The organism is Variovorax paradoxus B4 (assembly GCF_000463015.1).
GTDB classification, from domain to species: Bacteria; Pseudomonadota; Gammaproteobacteria; order Burkholderiales; family Burkholderiaceae_C; genus Variovorax; species Variovorax paradoxus_E.
In genome coordinates, this window is the sequence record NC_022247.1 from 4,569,440 (window position 1) to 4,592,213 (window position 22,774).

Annotated in this window: 24 protein-coding genes; 7 read left to right on the top strand and 17 right to left on the bottom strand. The window is 67.9% G+C overall.

Going from position 1 to position 22,774, the window contains the following annotated elements; all coding sequences use genetic code 11:
- Window positions 1–17: 17 nt before the first annotated feature.
- From VAPA_RS21285 to fliE, 17 genes are all read right to left on the bottom strand, one after another.
- Window positions 18–1,097 carry a protein-glutamate methylesterase/protein-glutamine glutaminase gene (locus VAPA_RS21285; RefSeq protein ID WP_021008830.1) on the bottom strand — a complete coding sequence of 360 codons (1,080 nt, stop codon included), beginning with the start codon at window positions 1,095–1,097 and terminating at the stop codon, window positions 18–20.
- Window positions 1,094–1,747: a chemoreceptor glutamine deamidase CheD gene (gene cheD, locus VAPA_RS21290; protein ID WP_021008831.1), complete on the bottom strand. Its 654-nt coding sequence runs from the start codon at window positions 1,745–1,747 to the stop codon at window positions 1,094–1,096. Before cheD ends, VAPA_RS21285 begins: the two co-directional genes overlap by 4 nt.
- 61 nt (window positions 1,748–1,808) lie before the next feature.
- Window positions 1,809–2,630 carry a CheR family methyltransferase gene (locus tag VAPA_RS21295; RefSeq protein WP_021008832.1) on the bottom strand — a complete coding sequence of 274 codons (822 nt, stop codon included), beginning with the start codon at window positions 2,628–2,630 and terminating at the stop codon, window positions 1,809–1,811.
- A 95-nt stretch (window positions 2,631–2,725) separates the two neighbouring features.
- Entirely contained in the window at window positions 2,726–4,042 is a 1,317-nt protein-coding gene (locus VAPA_RS21300) for an EAL and HDOD domain-containing protein (protein ID WP_041946185.1), read from the bottom strand.
- Window positions 4,043–4,069: 27 nt separating this feature from the next.
- Entirely contained in the window at window positions 4,070–6,097 is a 2,028-nt protein-coding gene (gene cheA / locus VAPA_RS21305; protein ID WP_021008834.1) for a chemotaxis protein CheA, read from the bottom strand.
- Window positions 6,098–6,139: 42 nt separating this feature from the next.
- On the bottom strand, window positions 6,140–7,090 hold the full coding sequence (motB, locus tag VAPA_RS21310) for a flagellar motor protein MotB (RefSeq protein WP_021008835.1): 951 nt from the start codon (window positions 7,088–7,090) through the stop codon (window positions 6,140–6,142).
- 18 nt (window positions 7,091–7,108) lie between these two features.
- A complete protein-coding gene (gene motA, locus VAPA_RS21315) occupies window positions 7,109–7,969 on the bottom strand; it encodes a flagellar motor stator protein MotA (RefSeq protein WP_021008836.1) in 861 nt (286 codons plus the stop codon).
- Between the two features lie 66 nt (window positions 7,970–8,035).
- On the bottom strand, window positions 8,036–8,644 hold the full coding sequence (gene flhC, locus VAPA_RS21320) for a flagellar transcriptional regulator FlhC (protein ID WP_021008837.1): 609 nt from the start codon (window positions 8,642–8,644) through the stop codon (window positions 8,036–8,038).
- Complete coding sequence (gene flhD, locus VAPA_RS21325; protein ID WP_041946186.1) at window positions 8,641–8,979, bottom strand: flagellar transcriptional regulator FlhD; 339 nt, start codon at window positions 8,977–8,979, stop codon at window positions 8,641–8,643. The genes flhC and flhD overlap by 4 nt, the downstream gene beginning before the upstream one ends.
- A gap of 209 nt (window positions 8,980–9,188) precedes the next feature.
- On the bottom strand, window positions 9,189–9,473 hold the full coding sequence (locus VAPA_RS21330) for an EscU/YscU/HrcU family type III secretion system export apparatus switch protein (RefSeq protein ID WP_021008839.1): 285 nt from the start codon (window positions 9,471–9,473) through the stop codon (window positions 9,189–9,191).
- Window positions 9,470–10,675 carry a flagellar hook-length control protein FliK gene (gene fliK, locus VAPA_RS21335; RefSeq protein WP_021008840.1) on the bottom strand — a complete coding sequence of 402 codons (1,206 nt, stop codon included), beginning with the start codon at window positions 10,673–10,675 and terminating at the stop codon, window positions 9,470–9,472. The genes VAPA_RS21330 and fliK overlap by 4 nt, the downstream gene beginning before the upstream one ends.
- Before the next feature lie 24 nt (window positions 10,676–10,699).
- Entirely contained in the window at window positions 10,700–11,029 is a 330-nt protein-coding gene (locus tag VAPA_RS21340; RefSeq protein WP_021008841.1) for a flagellar protein FliT, read from the bottom strand.
- A gap of 31 nt (window positions 11,030–11,060) precedes the next feature.
- On the bottom strand, window positions 11,061–11,483 hold the full coding sequence (gene fliS / locus VAPA_RS21345) for a flagellar export chaperone FliS (RefSeq protein WP_021008842.1): 423 nt from the start codon (window positions 11,481–11,483) through the stop codon (window positions 11,061–11,063).
- A gap of 20 nt (window positions 11,484–11,503) precedes the next feature.
- Entirely contained in the window at window positions 11,504–12,952 is a 1,449-nt protein-coding gene (gene fliD, locus VAPA_RS21350; protein ID WP_021008843.1) for a flagellar filament capping protein FliD, read from the bottom strand.
- A 42-nt stretch (window positions 12,953–12,994) separates the two neighbouring features.
- Window positions 12,995–13,342 (bottom strand): flagellar protein FlaG, encoded by a 348-nt coding sequence (locus VAPA_RS21355; protein ID WP_021008844.1) that lies wholly within the window; start codon window positions 13,340–13,342, stop codon window positions 12,995–12,997.
- A gap of 126 nt (window positions 13,343–13,468) precedes the next feature.
- Complete coding sequence (locus VAPA_RS21360) at window positions 13,469–14,710, bottom strand: flagellin FliC (RefSeq protein WP_021008845.1); 1,242 nt, start codon at window positions 14,708–14,710, stop codon at window positions 13,469–13,471.
- Between the two features lie 166 nt (window positions 14,711–14,876).
- The gene (gene fliE / locus VAPA_RS21365; protein ID WP_021008846.1) at window positions 14,877–15,194 is read right to left on the bottom strand and encodes a flagellar hook-basal body complex protein FliE; all 318 of its coding nucleotides are present in this window, start codon (window positions 15,192–15,194) and stop codon (window positions 14,877–14,879) included.
- Between the two features lie 293 nt (window positions 15,195–15,487).
- Here fliE and fliF point away from each other — a divergent pair, with 293 nt between their 5' ends.
- The 7 genes from fliF to fliL all read left to right on the top strand — a co-directional run bounded on the left by fliF (window position 15,488) and on the right by fliL (window position 22,765).
- Window positions 15,488–17,167, top strand: coding sequence for a flagellar basal-body MS-ring/collar protein FliF (fliF, locus tag VAPA_RS21370; protein ID WP_021008847.1), 1,680 nt, complete (start codon window positions 15,488–15,490; stop codon window positions 17,165–17,167).
- Complete coding sequence (gene fliG / locus VAPA_RS21375) at window positions 17,164–18,159, top strand: flagellar motor switch protein FliG (RefSeq protein ID WP_021008848.1); 996 nt, start codon at window positions 17,164–17,166, stop codon at window positions 18,157–18,159. Before fliF ends, fliG begins: the two co-directional genes overlap by 4 nt.
- Window positions 18,146–18,856 (top strand): flagellar assembly protein FliH, encoded by a 711-nt coding sequence (gene fliH, locus VAPA_RS21380; protein ID WP_021008849.1) that lies wholly within the window; start codon window positions 18,146–18,148, stop codon window positions 18,854–18,856. Before fliG ends, fliH begins: the two co-directional genes overlap by 14 nt.
- A 4-nt stretch (window positions 18,857–18,860) precedes the next feature.
- Window positions 18,861–20,297 (top strand): flagellar protein export ATPase FliI, encoded by a 1,437-nt coding sequence (fliI, locus tag VAPA_RS21385; protein ID WP_021008850.1) that lies wholly within the window; start codon window positions 18,861–18,863, stop codon window positions 20,295–20,297.
- 26 nt (window positions 20,298–20,323) lie between these two features.
- Window positions 20,324–20,779 carry a flagellar export protein FliJ gene (fliJ, locus tag VAPA_RS21390; RefSeq protein WP_021008851.1) on the top strand — a complete coding sequence of 152 codons (456 nt, stop codon included), beginning with the start codon at window positions 20,324–20,326 and terminating at the stop codon, window positions 20,777–20,779.
- Window positions 20,780–20,795: 16 nt separating this feature from the next.
- Window positions 20,796–22,160: a flagellar hook-length control protein FliK gene (locus VAPA_RS21395; protein ID WP_021008852.1), complete on the top strand. Its 1,365-nt coding sequence runs from the start codon at window positions 20,796–20,798 to the stop codon at window positions 22,158–22,160.
- 107 nt (window positions 22,161–22,267) lie between these two features.
- Window positions 22,268–22,765 (top strand): flagellar basal body-associated protein FliL, encoded by a 498-nt coding sequence (gene fliL, locus VAPA_RS21400; RefSeq protein ID WP_021008853.1) that lies wholly within the window; start codon window positions 22,268–22,270, stop codon window positions 22,763–22,765.
- The last annotated feature ends 9 nt before the right edge of the window (window positions 22,766–22,774 follow it).

Genomic DNA, 22,774 nt, shown 5'->3' on the forward strand with positions numbered 1-22,774 from the left:
CTCCAACAGTTCGTTTTTCAAACCCGGTTCGCGCGTTCGCCGAAGGTGCGCAGATGCGCCAGCACGCGGCGCCCCATCTCCGCGAGCGGCGCCACGTCGTCGACGGCACCCAGCGCAATGGCCTCGCGCGGCATGCCGAAGACCACGCAGCTGGCCTCGTCCTGCGCAAAGGTGTAGGCGCCGGCCTGCTTCATGCGCAGCAGCCCTTCGGCGCCGTCCTTGCCCATGCCCGTGAGGATCATTCCGATCGCGTTCTTTCCGGCATGCCTGGCGGCCGAATCGAACAGCACGTCGATCGAGGGCCGGTGTCGGTTCACCGGCGGCTCCTGGTCGAGCTGCGCCACGTAGTTGGCGCCGCTTCGGCCGAGCGACAGGTGAAAGCCGCCGGGCGCGATGTAGGCATAGCCCGGCAGCACGCGTTCGCCATGCTCGGCTTCCTTCACGGTGATGCGGCACAGGCCGTTCAGGCGCTGCGCGAACGAGCGCGTGAAGCCGGCCGGCATGTGCTGCGCGATCAGCACCGCCGGCGCGTCCGGCGGCAGCGGCAGCAGCACCTCGCGGATGGCCTCCGTTCCGCCGGTGGAAGCGCCGATGATGATGAGCTTCTCAGTGCTCAGGAGCGGGCTGCGCAGCAGCGGCTCCTGCGGGTTGTCCGGCGTGCCCCTGGCCGAGGCGCCGTGCCGGCCCGGCAGCAGCCGCGCCGCGGCGGCCGTGCGGATCTTGCCGGCAATCAGCTCGGTGTATTGCAGCAGGCCGTCGCGCACGCCGAGCCGCGGCTTGGTCACGAAATCGATCGCGCCCAGCTCCAGCGCGCGCAGCGCGATCTCCGAGCCCCGCTCGGTCAGCGACGACACCATGACCACCGGCATCGGCCGCAGGCGCATGAGCTTCTCGAGGAATTCGAGGCCGTCCATGCGCGGCATCTCGACGTCGAGCGTCAGCACGTCAGGATTCGTCACCTTGATGAGGTCGCGCGCCTGCAGCGGATCGGCCGCGGTGCCGACCACCGTCATGTCGGACTGGCTGTTGATGATCTCGGTCATCACGCTGCGGATCAGCGCCGAGTCGTCGACGCAAAGCACCTTGATTTTCTTCATGCGATCCAGCTTCCCTTGCCATATGCGGCAGACCATTTGCGCAGCAGCTCGCCTTCGTCGCGCTGGACCGCCTGGATGTCGACCGGTGCGCGCAGCTTGCGCACCACCGCCTTGCCGCTCTCGGGCAGCAGGCATACCCGGCGCGCATGCAGGCCGCGCAGGTCCTGCGCGACGACGGCGATGCGCTGCTTCTCGAGGTAGCGCAGAACGAAATCGGCGTTGCGCCCGCCGATGTTGAGCATGGTCATGTTGGCCAGCACCGCGGCACCGCCGAAAACCTTGGCCTTGAGCCGCTCGCGCCGTGCGCCCGCGCGCACCAGCTCTGCGATCAGCACGTCCATCGCATGGGCGCCGTAGCGCATCGAGCCGGCCTGTTCGCGCGAGCCCGCCTCGGCATCGTCCGGCAGCATGAAATGGTTCATGCCCGCCACGCCCGCCTCCACGTCGGTGACGCAGGCCGCCACGCAGGAGCCCAGCACCGTCGTCAACAGCATGCCGGCATCGGTCACGTAATACTCCGCCGGCAGCAGCTTGACCGCGGCGCAATCGAAGTCGCGGTCGAAGTAGTGGTGCGTGGCCACCGAGCCCGGCACGGCCGCGGGCAGGAAGCCCTTCTGCGGTACAAGGCTCGTGTTCGCATGGGTGTTCATTGGCGTACCTTCGTGCTTCGCACTGCGGTGCGAGCTTGCTTGGGGCGGCCCGGCGCTGCGCTCATGTGCGCGCCTTGCCCAGCGCGTACACCGTCTGCCCGACCGTCTTGAAGGTCTGGTTGACCAGCGAGGCGTTCTCCGAATGCCCCGCGAACAACAGGCCGTGGGGCTTGAGCAGCGGCACGAAGCGGTCGAGCAGCTTCTTCTGCGTCGGTTTGTCGAAATAGATCATCACGTTGCGGCAGAAGATCGCGTCCACCGGCTCCTTCACGGGCCAGGACGCATCGAGCAGGTTGAGCCGCGAGAACTTGACCATGGCGGCCACTTCGGGGCGCACCCGCACCTTGCCGGCATTCGCGCCGGTGCCCTTGTTGAAGAAGCGCCGCAGGCGGTCGGTGGACATGCGGTTGACCTGCTCCATCGTGAAGACGCCGGCCGATGCCCGGGCCAGCACCGCCGTATCGATGTCGGTGGCGATCACGCGCGCCGCGCTCGCGCGTTCGCCGAGCGCCTCCATCAGCGTGATCGCGATCGAATAGGGTTCTTCGCCGGTCGATGCGGCCGCACACCAGACGATGAGGGGCTGGGTGGATTTACGCGCCAGCTCCGCGAGCACCGGAAAGTGGTGCGCCTCGCGGAAGAACGAGGTCAGGTTGGTGGTCAGCGAATTGATGAACAGCTGCCACTCCTCGCCGTCGCGGCTGTCTTCCAGCATGGCCAGGTAGGCCGAGAACTCCGGCAGCCCCAGCTCCCGCAACCGGCGCGAGAGCCGGCTGTACACCATCTGGCGCTTGTGCTCGCCGAGGGCGATGCCGGCGCGGCGATGGATGAGCGTGCGTACGCGCGAGAAATCGCTGTCGGTGAAAAGGAATTCGGAGTTCATGCGCGCGTGCTCAGTAGTTCGCCATCGGGCAGGCCCGACCCCGGGGCATGAAACTGGGGTCACAGTCAAATTCGGCGGTCGATGGCATGAGTTTCTTAGTAGGCCGCTTCGGTGGGGGTCACGTCCTGCGACCAGGCCAGTGCCGACAGATGCGCGGCATTCACCTGGTCGGCGCTCAGGAGCAGCGCTTCCGCCAGGCGCGCCGCGTCGCCGGTGTTCAGCTCGCAGGCTTCGGCCAGCGAGAGGAAAGGCCCGTACACACCGCCGCGCGTAAGGATGGCCTGCTGGACCGAATCGGGAAGCTGCACCTTGTTCAGCACCTCTTGCATCGGAATGCCCAGCAGCTGGTCGATCAGCGAGAACATGCCAACCACGAACAGGTTGTCCGACTCGCCCCGCGGCAGCAGGGTTTCGCCCATCAGCTCGACGAAGCGGCCGCGCAGGATGGCCTTCTTCATCATGAATGGCGGACTGCCCGTGGGGTTGCTCGTTGCCAGCAGCAGCGAGAGCCAGCGGAACAGCGGCGAATAGCCGAGCATCGTCACGGCATGGTGCAGCGAATGGATCTCGACGCCCGCACCCACGGCCGGCGAGTTCATGTGGCGCAGCAGCCGGTAGGTGAGCGCGGCATCGCGCTTGAGGGCGGCCTCGATCTCGCGCAGGTCTTCGTTGCGCTGGATCATCTGCAAGAGCCGCATGATCAGCATCGATTCGGGCTGCAGCGTGCGGCTGCCGGTGCTCGCCGCGGGTGGCGGCAGGCCGCAGCCCGCGTCGGCGAACATGTCGATCCGGCGTGCGGCGCAGGCTTCGAAGTCTTTCCACGAGCCCATGCGCGTGGCGATCGGCTGGATCGGCATGTGGTCCGGCTGCTCCTTGCCGCGGACGGCCGCAACCAGCAACGGATCGCCGGCATCCACGTCGAAATGCGTCACCATGCCAAGCAGCTCGGGGTCTTCCGGCAGCGCCGGGGCGCGGCACAGCATGAAGCTGAACCCCTGCTCGCGCAGGAACAGCAGCACCGACCGCAGTTCCTCGTTCGCAAGGTCGCCGAGCTCCAGGCAGAGCACGGTGTACTCGGGCGGCAGCGATTGCAGCACGCCCAGCGCCAGCACCGCTGCATTCACGTCGAAGAACAGTTCGCTGTGCCCCAGCCGCCACGGCGTTTCCGGCGGGTTGAGGTGCTCGGTCACGCAGGCCACGAGCGACTTGAACTGGCTGATCGCATCCGGAGCTTCTTCGGGCCTGGCCGCCGCGCACCAGGCAAGCTTGTAGCCTGCGACGCGCTTTTGCGCATCCAGCAGCAAGGTGTAGGCCACATAGCCGTCTGCATTGCGCGAAACCATCAGGTCTTTCGACACTTCAGTTGCCTGGGTTTCTTCGGCCGCGGAGCGCCGGAAAAAATCAAAACGCATTGCATCGTCTCCGTGTGGTTGTATTTTTCAGGCCGCCACCGGCTCCGTCCGGGCCGCATGCGCCAGGACGGCGGCGCGCGCCGCGTGCGCACGCTGGATGCGCGGCATGGCATCGACGTCGATGATGAAAGCCACGCTGCCGTCGCCCAGGATCGTCGCGGCCGAGATGCCCGGCACCTTGCGGTAGTTGGTCTCCAGGTTCTTGACCACCACCTGGTGCTGGCCGAGCAGCTCGTCCACCAAGAGCGCGAAGCGCGTCTCGCCGGCCTGCACGATCACCAGGATGCCCTGGGTCGGATCGGTCTGCGCGCCGGCCACGTCGAACACGCCGTGCAGCTCGATCAGCGGCAGATACTCGCCGCGCACCTTGATCACGTGGCCGTCGCTGGTGATCGAATGCAGGTGCTCCGTGCGCGGCTGCAGCGACTCGATCACGTAGCTCAGCGGCAGGATATAGGCCTCGCTGCCCACCTTGACCGACATGCCGTTCAGGATGGCCAGCGTCAGCGGCAGCACGATGCGGGTGGTGGTGCCCCAGCCCTCGCGCGAGCTGATCTCCACATGCCCGCCCATCTCCTGGATGTTGCGCTTGACCACGTCCATGCCGACGCCGCGCCCGGAGATGTCGGTGACCTGCTCGGCCGTCGAGAAGCCCGGCGCGAAGATCAGCTGCCACACCTCGTCGTCGGGCATGGTGTCGGTCACGGGCAGGCCCTGCTGCATGGCCTTGGCCAGGATCTTCTGGCGGTTCAGGCCGGCGCCGTCGTCGCTGACCTCGATCACGATGTTGCCGCCATGGTGCTGCGCCGACAGCAGCAGCTGGCCTTCGGCTTCCTTGCCCTTGGCGATGCGCTGCGACGGCGTCTCGATGCCGTGGTCGAGGCTGTTGCGCACCAGGTGCGTGAGTGGATCGATGATGCGTTCGATCAAGCCCTTGTCGAGCTCGGTCTCCTTGCCGAAGGTGTCCAGGCGGACTTCCTTGCCGAGCTTGGCGCTGACGTCGCGGATCACGCGCGGGAAGCGGCTGAACACGTAGTCCATCGGCATCATGCGGATCGACATCACCGACTCCTGCAGGTCGCGCGCGTTGCGCTCCAGGTGGCCCAGCCCGCTCAGGAAGCGCTCGCATTCCACCGGGTCGAGCATGGTGGCAGCCTGCGTGAGCATCGACTGCGTGATCACCAGTTCGCCCACCAGGTTGATGAGCTGGTCAACCTTCTCCACGTCCACGCGGATCGAGCTCGAATCCTTGGCACCCGCCGCGGCGGCCGAAGCGGGCGTCGCCCTGGGCGCTGCAGCAGGCTGCGGCGCGGCGGCAGCCGGTGCGGATGGTGCCGCGGCAACGGGCGTGGCCGCGGGAGCCGCATCGCCCGCGGCCTGCGCCGCGATATCGATCTGCGACTCGTCGATGACGAAGCAGCACACGGCAACGATGTCGTCGGGCGCACAGCTGGTTTCGAGCACCACCGTCAGCTGGTCGCCGCTGCGCGTGCGCGACAGCAGCTTGCCGAGGTTGCCGAGCTCATCGGCGAGCAGGTCGCATTCGCTGTCGGACAGGCGCGAGAACCTGATGCGCAGGGCCCCGCCCTGCGCGGGCACCGCCGCGGCGGCAGCAACGGGCGCGGCGGCGGGCACGGGTGCGGCCGCAGCCGGTGCGGCCTGGGTGCCGTCGCTCTCCAGCGCGAGCTGGCGAAGCACCTCGCAGATGTGCGCGACCCTTTCGGGATCGGGTTCGTTCTCGGCCTGGTAGGCAATCAGTTGTTCTTGCAAGGCGTCCTTCGTTTCCAGGAATGAATCGATCATCGAGCGGCTCAGCTTCAGTTGGCCGTGGCGCGCGCGGTCCAGCAGGGTTTCCAGCAGATGGGTCGTATCGGTCAGCGCAACGAAGCCGAAGGTGGCCGCGCCGCCCTTGATCGAATGCGCGGCGCGGAAGATGGCGTTGAGCTGCTCGCTGTCGGGCGCCTCGGCGTCCAGCTCGAGAAGCAGCTGCTCCATCTGTGCCAGAAGCTCGACGGCTTCGACAAAAAATGCCTGTGTGAACTGACTGAGATCCATCGTTGCTCCGAACCGGCGTGCATGCGTGCCGGCATCAATGTCTTAAGGGTGCGTTGGCGCCGGCGATCCTTTGACGGTCACCTTGAGGTTGTCGGTGGGCGCGAGGAACGGCGACGGCGAAGGCTTCGACCTTGCGGGCAGGATGGCGCCGGCACCGGCGCTGCCGCCTCCGCGGTTCTCGTTCTCGATCTGCTGCTGCGTGCGGTGGTTGAGCAGGATGATGCTGATGCGCCTGTTAATCGGATTGCGCGGATTGCTCCGGTCCAGGTGCATGCTGTCGGCCAGGCCGACCACGCGCAGCACCTTGTTCTCCGCCATGCCGCCGATCACCAGCTCGCGCCGCGAGGCATTGGCCCGGTCGGCGGACAACTCCCAGTTGCCATAGGACCGGTCGCCATTGGTGTAGACGAAGGCGTCGGTGTGCCCCGACAGGGTGATCTTGTTGGGCAGCTCATTGAGCGTGGGCCCGATCTCGCGCAGGATGGCCCGCATGTGTGGCACCAGCTGCGCACTGGCCAGGTCGAACATCGGGCGGTTCTCGCTGTCGACGATCTGCAGGCGCAGCCCCTCGGTCGTGATGTCGATCAGGATCTGCGAGCGGAACTGCCTGAACACCGGGCTGTTCTCGATGAGCTTGTCCAACCGCTCCTTCATGCTGGCCAGGCGGTCCGCGTCGGCGTCGTCTTCGGCGTCGGCGCGCTGCACCTCGCCGTCGACTCGCGTGCTCGGGTCCATGCCGCCACCGGGAACCACGCTGATGCTGGTGCTGCTCTTCTCGCCGCCGCTGAGCGCCACCTCCAGCGGCATGCGGAAATGCTCGGCGATGCCTTCACGCTGCTTCGGCGAGGTATTGGACAGCAGCCACATCACGAGGAAGAACGCCATCATGGCGGTCATGAAGTCGGCATAGGCGATCTTCCAGCCGCCGCCGTGCCCGCCGCCCCCATGGGCGGCAACGCGCCTGACCACGACCCTGTGCTTTTCCGTGCTCATGACGATGCGCCCCGCCGGTCAGCGGGCCTTGACCTCGCGCACGTGGTTGTCCAGCTCGGTGAAGCTGGGCCGTTCGGTCGAGAACAGCACCTTGCGGCCGAATTCCACCGCCAGTTGCGGCGCATAGCCGTTGAGGCTCGCGAGCAGCGTCACCTTGGTGCACTGGTACAGCTTCATGCCCTCGGACACCTTCTGGTCGATCAGCGAAGCCAGCGGCGACACGAAACCGTAGGCCAGCAGCACGCCAAGGAAGGTGCCCACCATGGCATGTGCGATGAGCGCACCCATTTCCGCGGGCGGCAGGTCGGCCGAGCCCAGCGCGTGCACCACCCCCATGACGGCCGCGACGATGCCCAGTGCGGGCAGCGCATCGCTCACGCGCGAGAGGCTGTGCACGGGCATCTCGGCCTCGTGCTTGATGGTCTCGATCTCGTGGTCCATCAGCGCCTCGATCTCGAATGCATCGGTATTGCCGCTGATGACCAGCCGCAGGTAGTCGCACAGGAACTCCATCACGCCGGCGTCGGCCAGGATCTCGGGATAGCGGCTGAAGATCTGGCTCTGCGCCGGGTCCTCCACGTCGGACTCCAGCTTCATCATTCCTTCCTTGCGCGCCTTGGCCAGCAGCTCGTAGAGCAGCGCGAGCAGGTCCAGGTAGAGCTGCCGGTTGTGCTTGGACGAGCGCAGCAGGAGCGGCAGCTCCTTGAGCGTGGCCTTGATCGTCTTGCCGTTGTTGCCGGCCATGAAGGCGCCCAGCGCGGCGCCGCCGATCATCAGCAGCTCGACCGGCTGGAACAGCACGCCGAAGTGCCCGCCCATCAGCGCGTAGCCGCCGAAGACGGCGCCAATCACCACCAGATACCCAACCAAAAGGAGCACACGCTTCCCCTATTGCCCTTGAGGCGTCGATTCAAATGCCCTGCCCGGCGGGCAAGGTCCGTGTCGTCAGTGGAGCCCGGTGCCGCCCGGCGCCGTCTCCACGCCAAAACCCATGCCTTCGATGCCGAGCGCGGCCACTTCGCCCGCTGCGGCGCGCTTGGCGCCGCGCGCCTTGCCCGCGCGCGACGGCGGCCGGCAGAGCACGCACACGTAGCCGCTCTTGTGGTCGTGCGCGTGCGCAACGAACTGGCCCGAGCAGCGGCAGCAGGTGCTCAGCTGGAGCATGTCGCTGTCGAAGAAGCGCACCATCGTGTAGGCACGCGTGAAATCCAGAATTGGCTCGCTGTCCTGCGCTGCTATTTGCTGCAAATAAAGTTTGTAGCTTTTAATTAATATCCAGACTTTTTCTTTGTCCGAATGAATTTTCATGAATTGATACATGTTGTAAAACATTGACGAATGGATATTCGCCAGCCACGTCATATACCAATCCGTTGAAAATGGAAGCAATCCCTTCGGCGGGGAAACACCCTTGATTTCCTTGTAGAGCCGGATCAGCCGCTCCCGGCTGAGGCCCACTTCCGACTCCAGGAACTGCAGGCGGGCGCCCAGCTGGATCAGCTGGATCGCGAGTTGCACTTCCCGCACCTCGCCCAGGACGCTCTTGCGCGTCATGCGGCCACCGCTGTCTTTCGGGTCTGCAGGCTTCTTGCCGACATCAGGATCGACATGTGTGCTTGTTGCAGCATCGTGTCCTTACCTTCGCCAACCACCGCCGACATCGAGGCGTGCTCGTTCAGCCGGAAACTGCACAGCAGGAAGTTCGATGCCGCCAGCTTGACGATCTGCGCAAGCGACATGCTGGCCAGCATGTCGGCCAGTTCGCTGCTCACGCCGAGCCGGAACATCGCCGCCACGCGGTCCTGCTTGACCAGTTTCTGCGCCAGCAGCATGTAGGCGAGGTTGATGTCGCCGATTTCCCGGGAGATTTCGCCGTTGGCTACGCTCATCACGTTATCCGTTTCCAAAATGCACTCCGTTCAGTCATGTCCTGATTGGATTATTCACAATATTTAACACTTGTAACCTTCTGCACTAACCAAACTGTAAACAGGACTACAAGTACATGTAAGCTTTTGTTGCAATCGCACGACGGGGCTTCCGCCGATGCCACCGACTCTCAAAGAGATGGCAATTCAATGAAAAGGCATGAATTCGTTCAGTCTGCTGCATGGCCCCTGTCGTTCTCGATTCCGTGGATCCACGCCATGACCTCCGCTACCGCCAGGTAGAGCTGCGGCGGGATCTGCCGATCGAGGTCCACCTGCATCAGCAGCCGGACCAGGTCCGGCGAGGCGTGCACGTAGACGCCGTTCTCTCGCGCCTGCCGCAGGATCGATTCCGCCGTCACGCCGTAGCCCTTGGCCACGACCACCGGGGCCTTCGCGGTGTCGGCGTGGGACAGGGCCACAGCGCCCTGGCGCGGTTGCGCGGGGGCCGTCATGCGGTGCGCTCCATGGCCGTGATCTGCAGGTCCTGTAGCCGCAGGCCCGCAGCCTCGAGACGCGGCGCCAGTTCGCCACCGCCGCTGCGCAAACGGGCCAGCGTTGCGGCTTGGCTTGCGGCCAGGTGCGCCTGGACGAGTTCGCCCGTGAGGCTCAAGCGAAGATCCACCGCGCCCAGCTTCGGCAGCGTGAGGGACACCGTGGTGGTCCAGCGGCGCGGGGGCGTGCTGCGCCCGTCGCCCCGGTCTTCCGGCGCATGGTCGGGTTGTTCGGCTGTCTCTTCGTGGATCGACCACGCCATCGGCACATTCGGCCATGCCTGGCCGCTCCAGCGGAACACGGCGGTGGCCAGCAGGTCGAGCTGCTGGTGCACCAGCGTGGCGGTCTGCGGATGGATCAGCTCGGCCGCAGCGGCGGCCGGCGCTGCCGCGCGCGCCGAGCTTGCGGATGCACCGGTTTCGCCGATGCCGGGGCCGGCCATGCGCTCGCCGCCGGCCATCGCTGCCATGTGGGTTGCGGAGGCCACTGCGGCCTGATGAATCTGGGCGGACGGCAGTGCCTGCGGCAATGCATCGGACGGCGCAGGAGCGGGCCCGCCGGCAGCGGAGAGAGGCGCCGCGGCTGGAGCCTGGGCCGCGGCCGGCTGCACCGCCAGAACCGGTTGCCCCAGAGGGGCAGCAGCGGTGGCCGGCTGCTGCAGCGGCTGCGTCAGGCGAACCTGCGGCTCCTCGGCCAGCTGCGACAGCGTGCGCAGCCCCATGGCGAATTCAAGCAGGTGCGATTCGTAGAATAGTCCGCTGCCGCTCACCGATCGTGCCAGCGCGGCCGCGAGCACGGCGCCGGACGGCGCTTCCTGCGGCGACGCCCACACGGGTGCCGCGCCGCGCACCGGCTCCGATTCGGCATCGAGATCCGCCAGCACGGCGCTGATGACGCGTGCCGCCGCCGACCACTGCGTGTCGATCGAGGGCGGCGCATCGGCGCGCGGCGGCGCAGGCGCCGCGCCGGCCGGCAGGCGCGCCTCGAGCATTGCGTGGGACGGCAGCCGGACATCGTTCTTGACCTTCTGGATCTCGACCATCGGCCCGACCGGCATGCTGGTGCCGACCTCGGTCTGCAGCACGGCGAGGTCCGGCCGCGCCGAAGAAAGCTTCGAGGCAAGCAGCGCAACATCGACGGCAGGTCCGATCGGTCTGTTCATGGCTTTGGGTGCAGTGTCCGGCGATCAGTACGGCAGGCCGTAGGCCTTGCCAAGATCGCTGCGGTTCTGCAGCTGGGCCATCTTGTCCACCAGGCGTTCGAGCTGCGGCTTGACGAGCCCGCACACCTCGTCCTGGTCGGCGTGGATGCGCGCGATCAGCCCGCGCACCTGTTCCAGCTGCGCCGCGTCCAGCGACACCGCGCCGACGGCCTTGAGCCGGTCGACCAGCGCCGCGCAGCGGGCCTCGAGCTCGGGCAGCCGGTCCCACTCCCTGGCGCGGGCCAGCGAGGCCATGAGCGACATGGCCGAGGCGAGCTCGCCATAGCAATGGATGACTTCGTGGCGGACTGGCACGGCCTGCGCTTCCGATGAGATGAGGTTGGAGTCAATTGCCGGCACTGGCGCCGCCGATCTCGCGCCATGCGGACGCGACGTTCTCGAGCAGTGCCTCGGCCTCGTCGAGCGCCTTGGGCTCGTTGCGCAGGTTCGCGTAGAGCAGCCGGCGAATGACGTAGTCGTAGAGCGCCGACAGGTTGCCCACCAGTTCGGCGCCGGCCGCGCCCGCCGCCTTGGCGTCGAGGCCGGCCTTCAGGCCGTTGTCGACGATGCTGATGGCTTTGGAAATTGCGTTGCCCTTGGCGACCATGTCGCCGGTGGCCATGTGGTGCCGGGCCATGCCGATGCTGGTGACGACGCCGTCGAACAGCATGACGATGAGCTGGTGCGGCGATGCGCTCATGGTGCGCGTTTCCATGCCGACGCGCGCATACGCGCTGGCACCGGTCCTGAATGTGTGGGGGGTGTACATGGGCTGCTCCGCTGGAATTGCTACTTGCTGCTGTTCTGCATGCTCGCGAACTGCTGCGTGAGATAGTTGCTGGTGCTGTTCATCTGGCTCATGAGCAGGTCGAGCTGGGTGAACTGCGCGCGATAGCGCTCCACCTTGGCGTCCACGCGCGTCTTCATGTCGGCGTACTGCTCGTCGAGCTGCTTGAGCGAGGCGGTCATGCCATCGGAAGCGACCTTCAGCGCGCCGCCGGTGGAGGTGAGGTTGTCCACCAGCGCGCTCAGCTGCTTGCCGTAGCCGGCGGTGCTGCCGGCGGCGCTCGCGAACAGCCCGGAAACGCCGGCCAGGTTGCTGGCCAGGGCCGACTTGAGCTTGGCCGAATCGACCGCCATGGTGCCGTCCTTCTGGAACGCGACGCCGATTTCCGACAGCACCTTCATGTCGTCCGCCCCACCGGCCTGCGGCGTGGTGAGCGCCTGGCGGATGCGCGTCTGCAGGTTGCGCAGCGTCGAGTCGCCGACGAGCGCGGCACCGGTCTTGGAGTCCTGGTCGTAGGTGGTCAGCTTGTTGGCCGTGGCCTGCAGGCTGTTGTAGGCCTTGACGAAATCGTTGATCGCCGACTCCACCGCGGCGGTGTCGGCCTCGGTCGACAGGTTGCTGTTGCCGGTCTTGAGCAGCGTCAGCGTGGTGCCCTGGATGGCTTCCTTCACGGTGTTGCTCGCGCTGGTCACGGCAATGCCGTTCACGGTGAGCTTCGCGTTCTGCCCCGCCACCGTCTGGCGCAGGTTCTGCGTGCCCGCGGGATCGTTGTTCAGCAGGTTCTGCAGCGCCGCATCGCCGGCCACAGAGACGCGCATGCTCGAGGTCTCGCCGGTCTGCGAGGAGGTCAGCACGAGCCGGTTGGGCGTGCCGCTGCCGTCGTTCACGATGCTGGCCGAGACGCCGGCCTTGGCGGCGTTGATGGCGTCGCGAATGCCCGCCAGCGTGTTGTTGCTGCCGTCGATGGTGATCGGCACGGCCGTGCGGGCAGTGTCCGGCGTGAAGCCTGCCCCCGTGTACGTGCCGGTTGCCGCATCGAGCGTGCCGCCGGTGACGGTGCCGAAATCGATGGTGATGGTTCCGCTGCCGATGGCCGTGGTGGTGCTCGCCTGGCCCGCCGCAACCAGCGACTGCGACTGCGCAAGCTGCGTCACCTCGACGGCATAGGTACCGGCCGCGGCCGTGCCTCCGGCTGCCGCGGTCAGCACGTCGGGCGCGCTGGAGGCGGCCTTCACGCCCAGGAAGAGCGCCGGGTCGGACAGCTTCTTGGCCGCAGCCTGCAGCGTGCCGAGCGAGCTTTGCAGCGTGCCGTAGGCCGAGAGCTTGCTCGTATAGCTCACCTGGCGCTGCTGCAGCGCCACGAGCGGCTGGCTCTCTGCCGTCTGGAGCTGGGTGAGCAAAGTGCTCAGGTCGAGGTTGGAGCCGACGCCCAGGCTGCTGATCGATGCCATGTTGAGATTTCCTGCTGTCTGTGAATGAGAAGGCGGCGCCCGTCAGGCTTCCCGGCTCACCAGGAGGCCCGGCGCCTTGCCCAGCACCTTGGCGATGCGCACCACTTCCTCGGAAGGGATCTGGCGGATGACCTCGCCGCTTTCCCGGTCGACCACCCTGACGATGAGCTTGTCGGTGTCCTCGTCCATCTCGAACTGCAGCCCGACCGAGCGGCTCTGCAGCGAAGCGTTGGCTTCCTTCACCGCCTGCGCGACCTGCGCGGGCGTGGCTTCGTCCACCGCGTCCGACGGCGCGGCCGCGGACTCCGCGGCGGCCTTGCCGGCGGTGCGCTCGGAGAGCGCCTGCATCCACCACGGGCCGTCTGCCGCAGGGGTCACGGGGATCGACATGATTTCCACCTTCTTGCTTGATTGCTTTCGCTGTCGTCTGCGGCCTGGCCAGAGCCGGGCCGCAGGGAACAGCGCAGTCGGACCCAGGCTTTCGCCCGGACGACTGCGCAATGCCTTTCTCTCAGATCAACGCAGGAGCGACAGCACGCCTTGCGTGGTCTGGTTCGCCTGGGCCAGCACCGAGGTGCCGGCTTGCTGCAGGATCTGCGCACGGGTCATGTTCGACACTTCGGTTGCGTAGTCGGCGTCTTCGATGCGCGAACGCGACGACGACAGGTTGGTGATGGCGGTGCCGAGGTTGGAGATCACCGAGTCGAAACGGTTCTGCACCGCACCCAGCGAGCTGCGCAGGTCGTCGACTTGCTTGAGCGCCGCGTCGATCGCTTCGAGGGGGTTGGCGGTCGAGCCGGTCTGCAGGCTGGCCACGGAGACCTTCGAGGTGTCGAGCGCGAAAGCGGCAGTGCCGGCGGTCGTGGTCGTGTCGGCGGCTTGCGGATCCAGTGCGACATAGAAGCGTTGAGCCACGCCGTTTGCTGCGTCGGTGAACCCTTCGTTGTTCAGGGCCATCGCTTCGGCAGCGCTGCCCGGCGTGATGGTGACTTCCGCGTACCAGTTGCCAGCGTCGTCGCTCAGTGCCTCGGCACCGAAGGTCACGCTACCGGCGGCCACGCCCAGGCTGGTTGCCAGCGTGCCGCCGGTCTTCTCGGTCACGGCGGAGGTCGTGACGTTGGTCGTTGCGCCGTACACCTTCTGTGCGGCGGCGGCATCCACGTCGGCCGAGGTGCCGACCATCGTGGCGGTGCCGTCGAAGCTCGCGCCGGTCTTGGCTTGCGGGCCGTTGACGTTGAAGCCTTGCATGCCGAGCGTCTTCGAGCTGATTTCCTTCAGGTCGATGTCGATGGTCTCGCCGTCGTTGGCGCCGACCTGCACGGTCAGCGGCTTGGCCGACGACGACAGGACCTTCACGCCGTTGAAGTCGGTCTGCTTCGACACACGGTCGATTTCACCGAGGCGCAGCTTGATTTCGTCCTGGATGGACTGCAGGTCGCTGCCCGAGTTGCTGCCGTTGGCGGCTTGCACCGACAGTTCGCGAACGCGCTGCAGGTTGTTGTTCACTTCCTTGAGCGCGCCTTCCGTGGTCTGCGCCAGCGAGATGCCGTCGTTGGCGTTGCGCGAGGCTTGCGTCAGGCCGCGGATGTTGGCCGTGAAGCGGTTGGCAATGGCCTGGCCGGCGGCGTCGTCCTTGGCGCTGTTGATGCGCAGGCCGGAAGACAGGCGCTGGATCGCCGTGTTCAACGACGATTGCGACGCGTTGAGATTGTTCTGCGTGAGCAGGGAAAGGCTGTTGGTGTTGATGACTTGCGCCATGTTCGACTCCTGATAGACAAAGGTTGTGGACTCCGGCCCTCCGGCCGCAACGCTGGACCCGCTCCCACTGTGAGACTCAAGCCATCGTTGGTTTAGTTATCGGCAGGGCTTTTCAAACATTTAGAGTCCGGCGCAAAAAAAGATGCGCGCCCCACAACCTCCGGGTTCAGGCGGGCAGGTTCATCACTTCCTGGTAGGCCGCCACCAGCCGGTTGCGCACCTGCAGCCCGGTCTGGAAGGCCACGTTGGCCTTCTGCAGGTCGACCATCACGTCGTTCAGCGCCACGCCGGGCTTGCCCATTTCGAAGTCCTCGGCCTGCCCGTAGGCCTTGGTCTGCGACGTGCTGATGTTGTCGAGCGAGCGCCGGAGTTCGGCCGCAAAGCCCCCGGGCTGGGCCGCCTCGGCGGCGGGTTGCGCAATGCCGCTCTGGAGCGCGGCGGTCCGCATCTGCTGCAGGACGGATTCGATGGCGGTAATCGACATGGCGTGCTTTCTCTTCTCTCTTGTGGATCTGGATGTGGACAAGGAGGACCAAGGGCCCTCCCGCGTGTTTTCAGCGTAGCAGGCGAAGCCGCGGCGACATGCGCCCAACTGACGGCAAAACCCGCAGTTGTTCGACCAATCGAATATGGCCCGGCTGCTGAGAATCAACGCCGACCCCATAGCTCGCTGACGACACCACGGCCCCCCGGCATGACCCCAGAACATCGAAGCCCCCAGCCCCTCGCCATGATCCCGCGCCGCCCCGTGCATTTGGCCGCGGCGGAGCTTGCGCAATGAGTTCGGCGGCACCCGCGGGCGCCAGCCCGGCGCCCTCGCCCGCCTCCGGCCTTGCCGAGCGGCTTCGCACCCAGCCGAAGCTGCCGCTGATCGTCGGCGCGGCCGCCATCGCCGCGGCCGCCGCGGCGTTCCTGCTCTGGAGCCGCGCCCCGGACTACGGCGTGCTCTACACCAACGTGACGGACCGCGACGGCGGCGCCATCATCGCGTCGCTGCAGCAGATGAACGTGCCCTACAAGTTCGCCGAAGGCGGCGGCGCGATCCTGGTGGCGCGCGACAAGGTGCCTGAAGTGCGCCTGAAGCTCGCGTCCCAGGGCCTGCCGAAGGGCGGAGGGGTCGGCTTCGAGCTGATGGACAACCAGAAGTTCGGCACCAGCAATTTCGCAGAACAGGTCAACTACCAGCGCGGGCTCGAAGGCGAGCTGGCGCGCTCGGTCGAATCGATCGGCTCGGTCGAGTCGGCGCGCATCCACCTGGCCCTGCCCAAGCCTTCGCTCTTCGTGCGCGACCAGAAGAAGCCCTCGGCCTCGGTGATCCTGACGCTGCACCGCGGCCGCAGCATCGACGAAGGCCAGGTCAGCGCCATCGTGCACATGGTCTCCAGCAGCGTGCCCGAACTCAACGCCAAGAGCGTGACCGTGGTCGACCAGCACGGCAACCTGCTGTCGGCCGCCAATGCCGGCGCGCGCGGCCTGGACGTGAGCCAACTGAAGTACGCACAGGAAATCGAGCAGGGCTACATCCGCCGCATCGAGGCGATCCTGCAGCCCATCGTGGGCGCGAGCAATGTGCGCGCGCAGGTCGCGGCCGACATCGATTTCTCCGTGGTCGAACGCACCGAGGAAAGCTACAAGCCGAACCAGGACCCGCGTGCCGCGGCCATCCGCAGCCAACAGTCGAGCGAGTCGGCGCAGCAGGGCGCCACGCCGCCGGGCGGCGTGCCGGGCGCGTTGTCGAACCAGCCGCCGCAGACGCCGAGCGCGCCCATCACCGCGCCGCCGGCGGCTGCGAACGCCGCCGCACCTGCGCCGGGCGCGGCCACGGTGGTGGCCAGCTCGGCACCGGGCAGCTCGCGCAAGGACGTGACGACCAACTACGAGCTCGATCGTTCGATCCGCCATGTGCAGCAAGGCGCGGGCGGCGTGAAGCGGCTGTCGGTGGCCGTGGTGGTGAACCACCGCGAGGCCGCGGACAGTGCCGGCAAGCTGAGCCAGCGCGCGCTCACGCCGGCCGAGATCGAGCAGATCAGGAACCTGGCCAAGGAAGCGATGGGCTTCAGCCAGGAGCGCGGCGACTCGCTCAACGTGGTCAACAGCGCCTTCGCCCGCGAAGGCCGCGACGAGCAGCCCGGGCCCGTCCTGCCGTTCTGGCGCGACCCCGCCAACCTCGGGCTCGCCATGACCATCGCGCAGTACCTGCTGCTTGCCGGCCTCGCGCTGTTCGCCTGGTTCGCGGTGCTGCGGCCGCTGCTGCGCAAGCACCTCGCGCCGCCTGCCGCCGCCGTGCCCGACGCGGCGGCGGCCCACGGCGCGGCCGACGACGAAACGGTTTCCCAGGACAACGCGCGGCTGCGCGAGATCGAGCGCCAGAAGGCCGACCTCGACTACGCGCACCAGACCGCCGACCAGGACCCGCGCCTGGTGGCCACGTTGATCAAGCATTGGATGAACTCATGAGCGACGCAGGCACCCGGAAGAGCGCAATCTTGCTGATGTCGTTGGGCGAAGACCGCGCCGCCGCCACGCTGCACCACCTGCCGGCCACCGAAGTGCAGGCGCTGGGCGTTGCGATGGCGCGGCTGAGCCAGGTCTCCAAGGACGAACTCGCGGCCGTGCTGGCCGAGTTCCGCATGGAGACCGAGCAGCTGTCCGCGCTGCACCTGGGCTCGGGCAGCTACATCCGCGCCGTGCTGCGCAAGGCGCTGGGCGACGACCGCGCCAGCAACCTGCTCGAGGACATCCTGCAGCCCGACGAGCCGCACGGCGGCATCGAGCGGCTCAACGACCTCGAGGCCGGCGAAGTGGTGGAACTGGTGCGCGACGAACATCCGCAGATCCTCGCCACGCTGCTGGTCCACCTGGACCGCAAGAAAGCCTCCGAGGTGCTCGAAAAGCTGCCCGAGCGCCTGCGCCACGACGTCATCCTGCGCGTGGCCACCTTTGGCGGCGTGCAGCCGGCCGCGCTGGCCGAGCTGACCGACGTGCTCACCGAGATGCTCTCCGGCGAAGGCCTCAAGCGAAGCCGCCTGGGCGGCGCGCGCACTGCGGCCGAGATCGTCAACCTGATGAACAGCGCGCAGGAAGAAGAAGCCATTGCCCATGTGCGCGCCCACGACGAAGCGCTGGCCCAGCGCATCGTCGAGGAGATGTTCGTGTTCGAGAACCTGCTCGACCTGGAGGACCGCTACATCCAGCGCCTGCTCAAGGACATCGAGTCCGATTCGCTCATCGTCGCGCTCAAGGGCTCAGCGCCCGAGCTGCGCGAGAAGTTCCTCAAGAACATGTCGCAGCGCGCGGCCGAGACGCTGCGCGAGGACATCGAGCTGCGCGGCCCGGTGCGAGTGTCGCAGGTCGAGACCGAGCAGAAGGCGATCCTGCAGGTCGTGCGCCGCCTGGCCGATGCCGGCGAGGTCGTCGTCTCTGCACCTGGAACCGATGATTTCGTCTGACGCTTCCTTCGCCGCGCGTCCGCGCCTGTCCGCCTGGCAGCGCTGGGAGATGGGTTCGCTGGACGCGGACGCGCTGGCAGCGCGCACCGCCAGCATCGAAGCGCCTGCGCCGCCACGGGTGGACCCGGCCGCCCTGGCACGCGAGGCCGAGCTCGAGCGCCTGCGCCTGGAAGCGCGCGCCACCGGCGAGGCCGAAGGCCGCCGCGAGGGCTGGGCGCAGGGCCATGCCGAAGGGCACGCTGAAGGCCTGGCCGTTGGCCTGGCTGCGGCCAGCGCGCATGCCGAGCAGCTGCGCGCACTGGCCGCAGCGCTGCCGGCTGCACTGCGCAGCGCGGAAACCGAGTTGGCCGATGCCATCCTGGTGCTCGCGCTCGATGTCGCGCACCGGGTCATCCATCGCACCTTGCGCGTCGAGCCCGAATGGGTTCTTGCGCTGGTGCAGGACCTGCTGCACACCGAACCCGCGCTGCAGGGCGAGCCTCGCCTGCTGCTGCACCCCGAAGACGTGGCGCTGGTGAAAAACAGCCTCGGCAGCGAACTGCAGGCCGCCGGCTGGCAGGTGCGCGCCGACGACACCCTGGCCCGCGGCGGCTGCCGCGTGCGCTCCGCGAGCGGCGAGATGGACGCAACGCTCGCGACCCGCTGGAAGCGCGTGGCCGGCGCCTTCTCGCGCGATGCCGAACCCGATGGAGCCTGAAGCCATGCCAGCCGCCGCAAATACCGCCGCGCCCAACGCCATCAACCCGCACCTGCAGTCCTGGCTCGGCACGCTCGCGCAGGCCCGCGGCGAGGTCGGCCTGTGCACGACCATCGCCACCTCGGGCCGCCTGACGCGCGCCGTCGGCCTGGTGCTCGAAGCCGTGGGCCTGCAGCTGCCGGTCGGCAGCGACTGCCTGATCGAACTGCCGCCCGGCTATCCGCAGCGCCATGCCGAAGCCGAGGTGGTCGGCTTTGCCGGCGATCGCCTGTTCCTGATGCCGCAAAGCGAAGTGGCCGGCCTGCTGCCGGGTGCGCGCGTGTTTGCGCGGCCCGGTCCCGCGCAGTCCGCGGGCGGCGGTTCCGGCGACGCGCACACCAAGCGGCTGCCGGTGGGCGAAGGCATGCTGGGCCGCGTGGTCGACGCCGCCGGACGGCCGCTCGACGGACTCGGCCCGCTCGACGTCAGCCGCCGGGTGCCGCTGGGTGCGCCGCCGATCAATCCGCTCGCGCGCGCGCCGATCGATTCGGTGCTCGACGTGGGCGTACGCGCCATCAATGCCATGCTCACGGTGGGCCGAGGCCAGCGCATGGGCCTGTTCGCCGGCTCTGGCGTGGGCAAGAGCGTGCTGCTGGGCATGATGGCGCGCTACACCAGCGCCGAGGTCATCGTGGTCGGGCTGATCGGCGAACGCGGCCGCGAGGTCAAGGACTTCATCGAGAACACGCTGGGCGAGGAAGGCCTGGCCCGCTCGGTGGTCGTTGCGGCGCCGGCCGACAACTCGCCCCTGATGCGGCTGCAGGGCGCGGCCTATGCCACCTGCCTGGCCGAATACTTCCGCGACCAGGGCCGCGGCGTGCTGCTGATCATGGATTCGCTCACGCGCTATGCCATGGCGCAGCGCGAGATCGCGCTGGCCGTGGGCGAGCCGCCGGCCACCAAGGGCTACCCGCCCTCGGTGTTCGCCAAGCTGCCCGCGCTGGTGGAGCGCGCCGGCAATGGCGCGCGCGACGCCAACGGCCGCGGCGGCTCGATCACGGCCTTCTATACCGTGCTGTCCGAAGGCGACGACCAGCAGGACCCGATCGCCGATTCGGCGCGCGCCATCCTCGACGGCCACGTGGTGCTGTCGCGCACGCTGGCCGAGGCCGGCCACTACCCGGCGATCGACATCGAGGCCTCCATCAGCCGCGCGATGACAGCGCTGATCGAGCCCTCGCAGTTCGACACCGTGCGCCGCTTCAAGCAGGCGCTCTCGCGCTACCAGCGCAACCGCGACCTCATCAGCGTCGGCGCCTATGCGGCCGGCCACGACCCGCAGCTCGACCAGGCCATTGCGCTCTATCCGCGCATCGAGGCCTTCCTGCAGCAGCCGATGCACGAGCGCTGCGACTACGCCGCCTCGATCGAGCGCATGGGCAGCCTCTTCGAATCCGCCTGATCCACCCTTCTTCAACAGGAACCGCGATGCCGCACAAACTTCCGCTCGACACGCTCACCGACCTCGCCCGCACGAAGACCGACGATGCGGCGCGGCAGCTCGGCGTGCTGCAGAACGCGCAGGTCAGCGCCCACCAGAAGCTGGAGCTGCTGCTGCAATACCGCCAGGACTACAGCGACCAGCTGCAGGTGCTGATGGAGAACGGCCTGCCCTCGGCCCAGTGGCACAACTACCGCAACTTCCTCGGCACGCTCGACAGCGCCATCAAGCAGCAGCAGGCCATCGCCGCGCAGGCGGCCAGCCGGCTCGACCATGGCCGCAGCGAGTGGCAGCACCACAAGCGGCGCCTCAACTCCTTCGACGCGCTGGCCGAACGCGCGCGGCGGCAGGAACTCGTGCTCGGCGCGCGGCGCGAGCAGCGCGACAGCGACGAACGCTCGGCACGGAAGTTCTTCGACCGCGCCTCCCAACCGACACCTTGACGCATCCGCCACCGCCATGCCTTCCCCCATTGCCCCTTCCTTCAGCCCGAACGCGGCCGCGGCTTCTTCCACGGCCGCCGGTGCACGCGGCCGCAACGCCGAGGAGCCCGGCGGCCGCAGCTTCGATGCGGCGCTGAGCCGCTCGCGCAATGCGGGCGCAACGCAGGCGCCGGAAGACGCCGAATCGTCCGCGCTAGCAACCACGCACCGCCGAAAGGCCGCGCGCGCCGGCGACCGCAAGGACGAGCTTCCCGCCGAACTGTTGCCCATGTCCTTTTTTGCGCCCATGGTGGCGCCGTCCGCCGCGGCCACCGCTGCGCTTGCCGCCGGTGCGCCCGCGACGGCCTCAATGCCGGACGGCATCCAGGCCCTGGTGCCGGGCGACGCGCCCGTGGACGCCTCGGCTGGGGATGCCTCGGCTGGGGATGCCGCGGACGCTGCGGCAGGCGGGACGGCCATCGCGGCGGATGCCGAAGACGGAACCACCGCGCAGGCGGAGCCGGCAAACGGTGCGCAGCAGGCCACGGCCTCGGACACCGCGCAGCCGGCGGATGCTCGCGCCGCCGTGCAGGCTGCAGCCGCTGTGCCGCCGCCGGCCGCCGCGGGCACCGGCCCGGCCGCGACCCCGGCTGCGGATGCTGCGGCGCCCGACGCCGCCACCACCGCCGCGGCTTCCGCAGCTGCCGTCACCGAACCACGCGGTACATCCACCGCTTCCCTCTCCGCCGATGCCGACACCGATTCGGCATCGGCCACCGCCATGATCTCCGCCGACAAGACCGCCGACCTGGCTGCCGCACCCGACGCAGCGTCCGCCTCCACCGGCGTGGCGGCATCGATGCCGTTCACGCAGGCCGCGGCCGCCGCCGCGCGCACGAACGTGCCTCCGGCCTCGCCACACACGCCCATCCTCAGCGTGGAGCCGTCCGTCGGTTCGGCCGCCTGGGGCAAGGCCATCGGCCACCAGGTGCTGCGCATGACCGCCGCAGGCTACCAGGTGGCCGAACTGAACCTGAACCCGGCCGGCCTCGGCCCGCTCAAGGTCACGCTCACCATGGGCGACAACCAGGCGCAGGCGATGTTCGCCTCGGCCCACGAGAGCGTGCGCAAGGCGCTCGAGGTGGCGTTGCCGCAATTGCGCGCCAGCCTTGCGGACTACGGCATCAGCCTGGGTCAGGCCTCGGTCGGCGCAGAGTCGCGTCCTTCGCCCGGACAGGGCGGCGCCTTCGGCCAGCAGCCCCAGCAGCAGGGATCGCCGCGGCAAGCCGACTACCCGGGCGCCGGCCGCGCGCAAGCCATTGCCACCACCGAGCCGCTGCGCGGCATGCCGCCGCCCATTCCGCTTCACAGGCCCAGTGCCGGCGTCGACACCTTCGCATGAGATGGTGAACGCGGGATCTGAGGCCTTTTCCCGCGCTTGATCAGCCCTTCGCCTGCCGCTCACCTGGCAAAGAATAGTCCGAAACCGATTCGCTTCGCAGCACCCATATGGCTACCAGTCCCCCTGTCGCACTCGCCCCCGTTCCCTCTTCTCCCGCGCGTCCATCGAAGCTGTGGATCGTGCTCCTGATCGTCGCGCTGGCCGGCGCGCTGGCCGCCGCCGGCGGCTATTTCCTGCTGCGCCAGCGCGCATCGGCCGAACCCGCCGCAGCCGCTGCACCGGTGCCGGAAAAGCCGATCTTCGTGACCCTCGAGCCGCTGACCGTGAACGTCCAGTCCGAAGGCCGCGGACGCTTCCTGCACGTGGGCATCGCCCTCAAGGTGCGCAACGAACAGGCCAAGGCGCGCATCGTCGAATTCATGCCCGAGATCCGCAGCCGGGTGCTGCTGCTGCTGTCGAACCGCCCGCCCGAATCGCTGGTGACGACCGAAGACAAGGCCCGGCTGGCCGAGGAGATCCGCGTCGAGCTGAGCCGCCCCCTGGGCGCCGGCCTGCCGCCGCAGGAGATCGCCAGCGTTTCGTTCAGTACCTTCGTGGTGCAGTAACCATTTCCG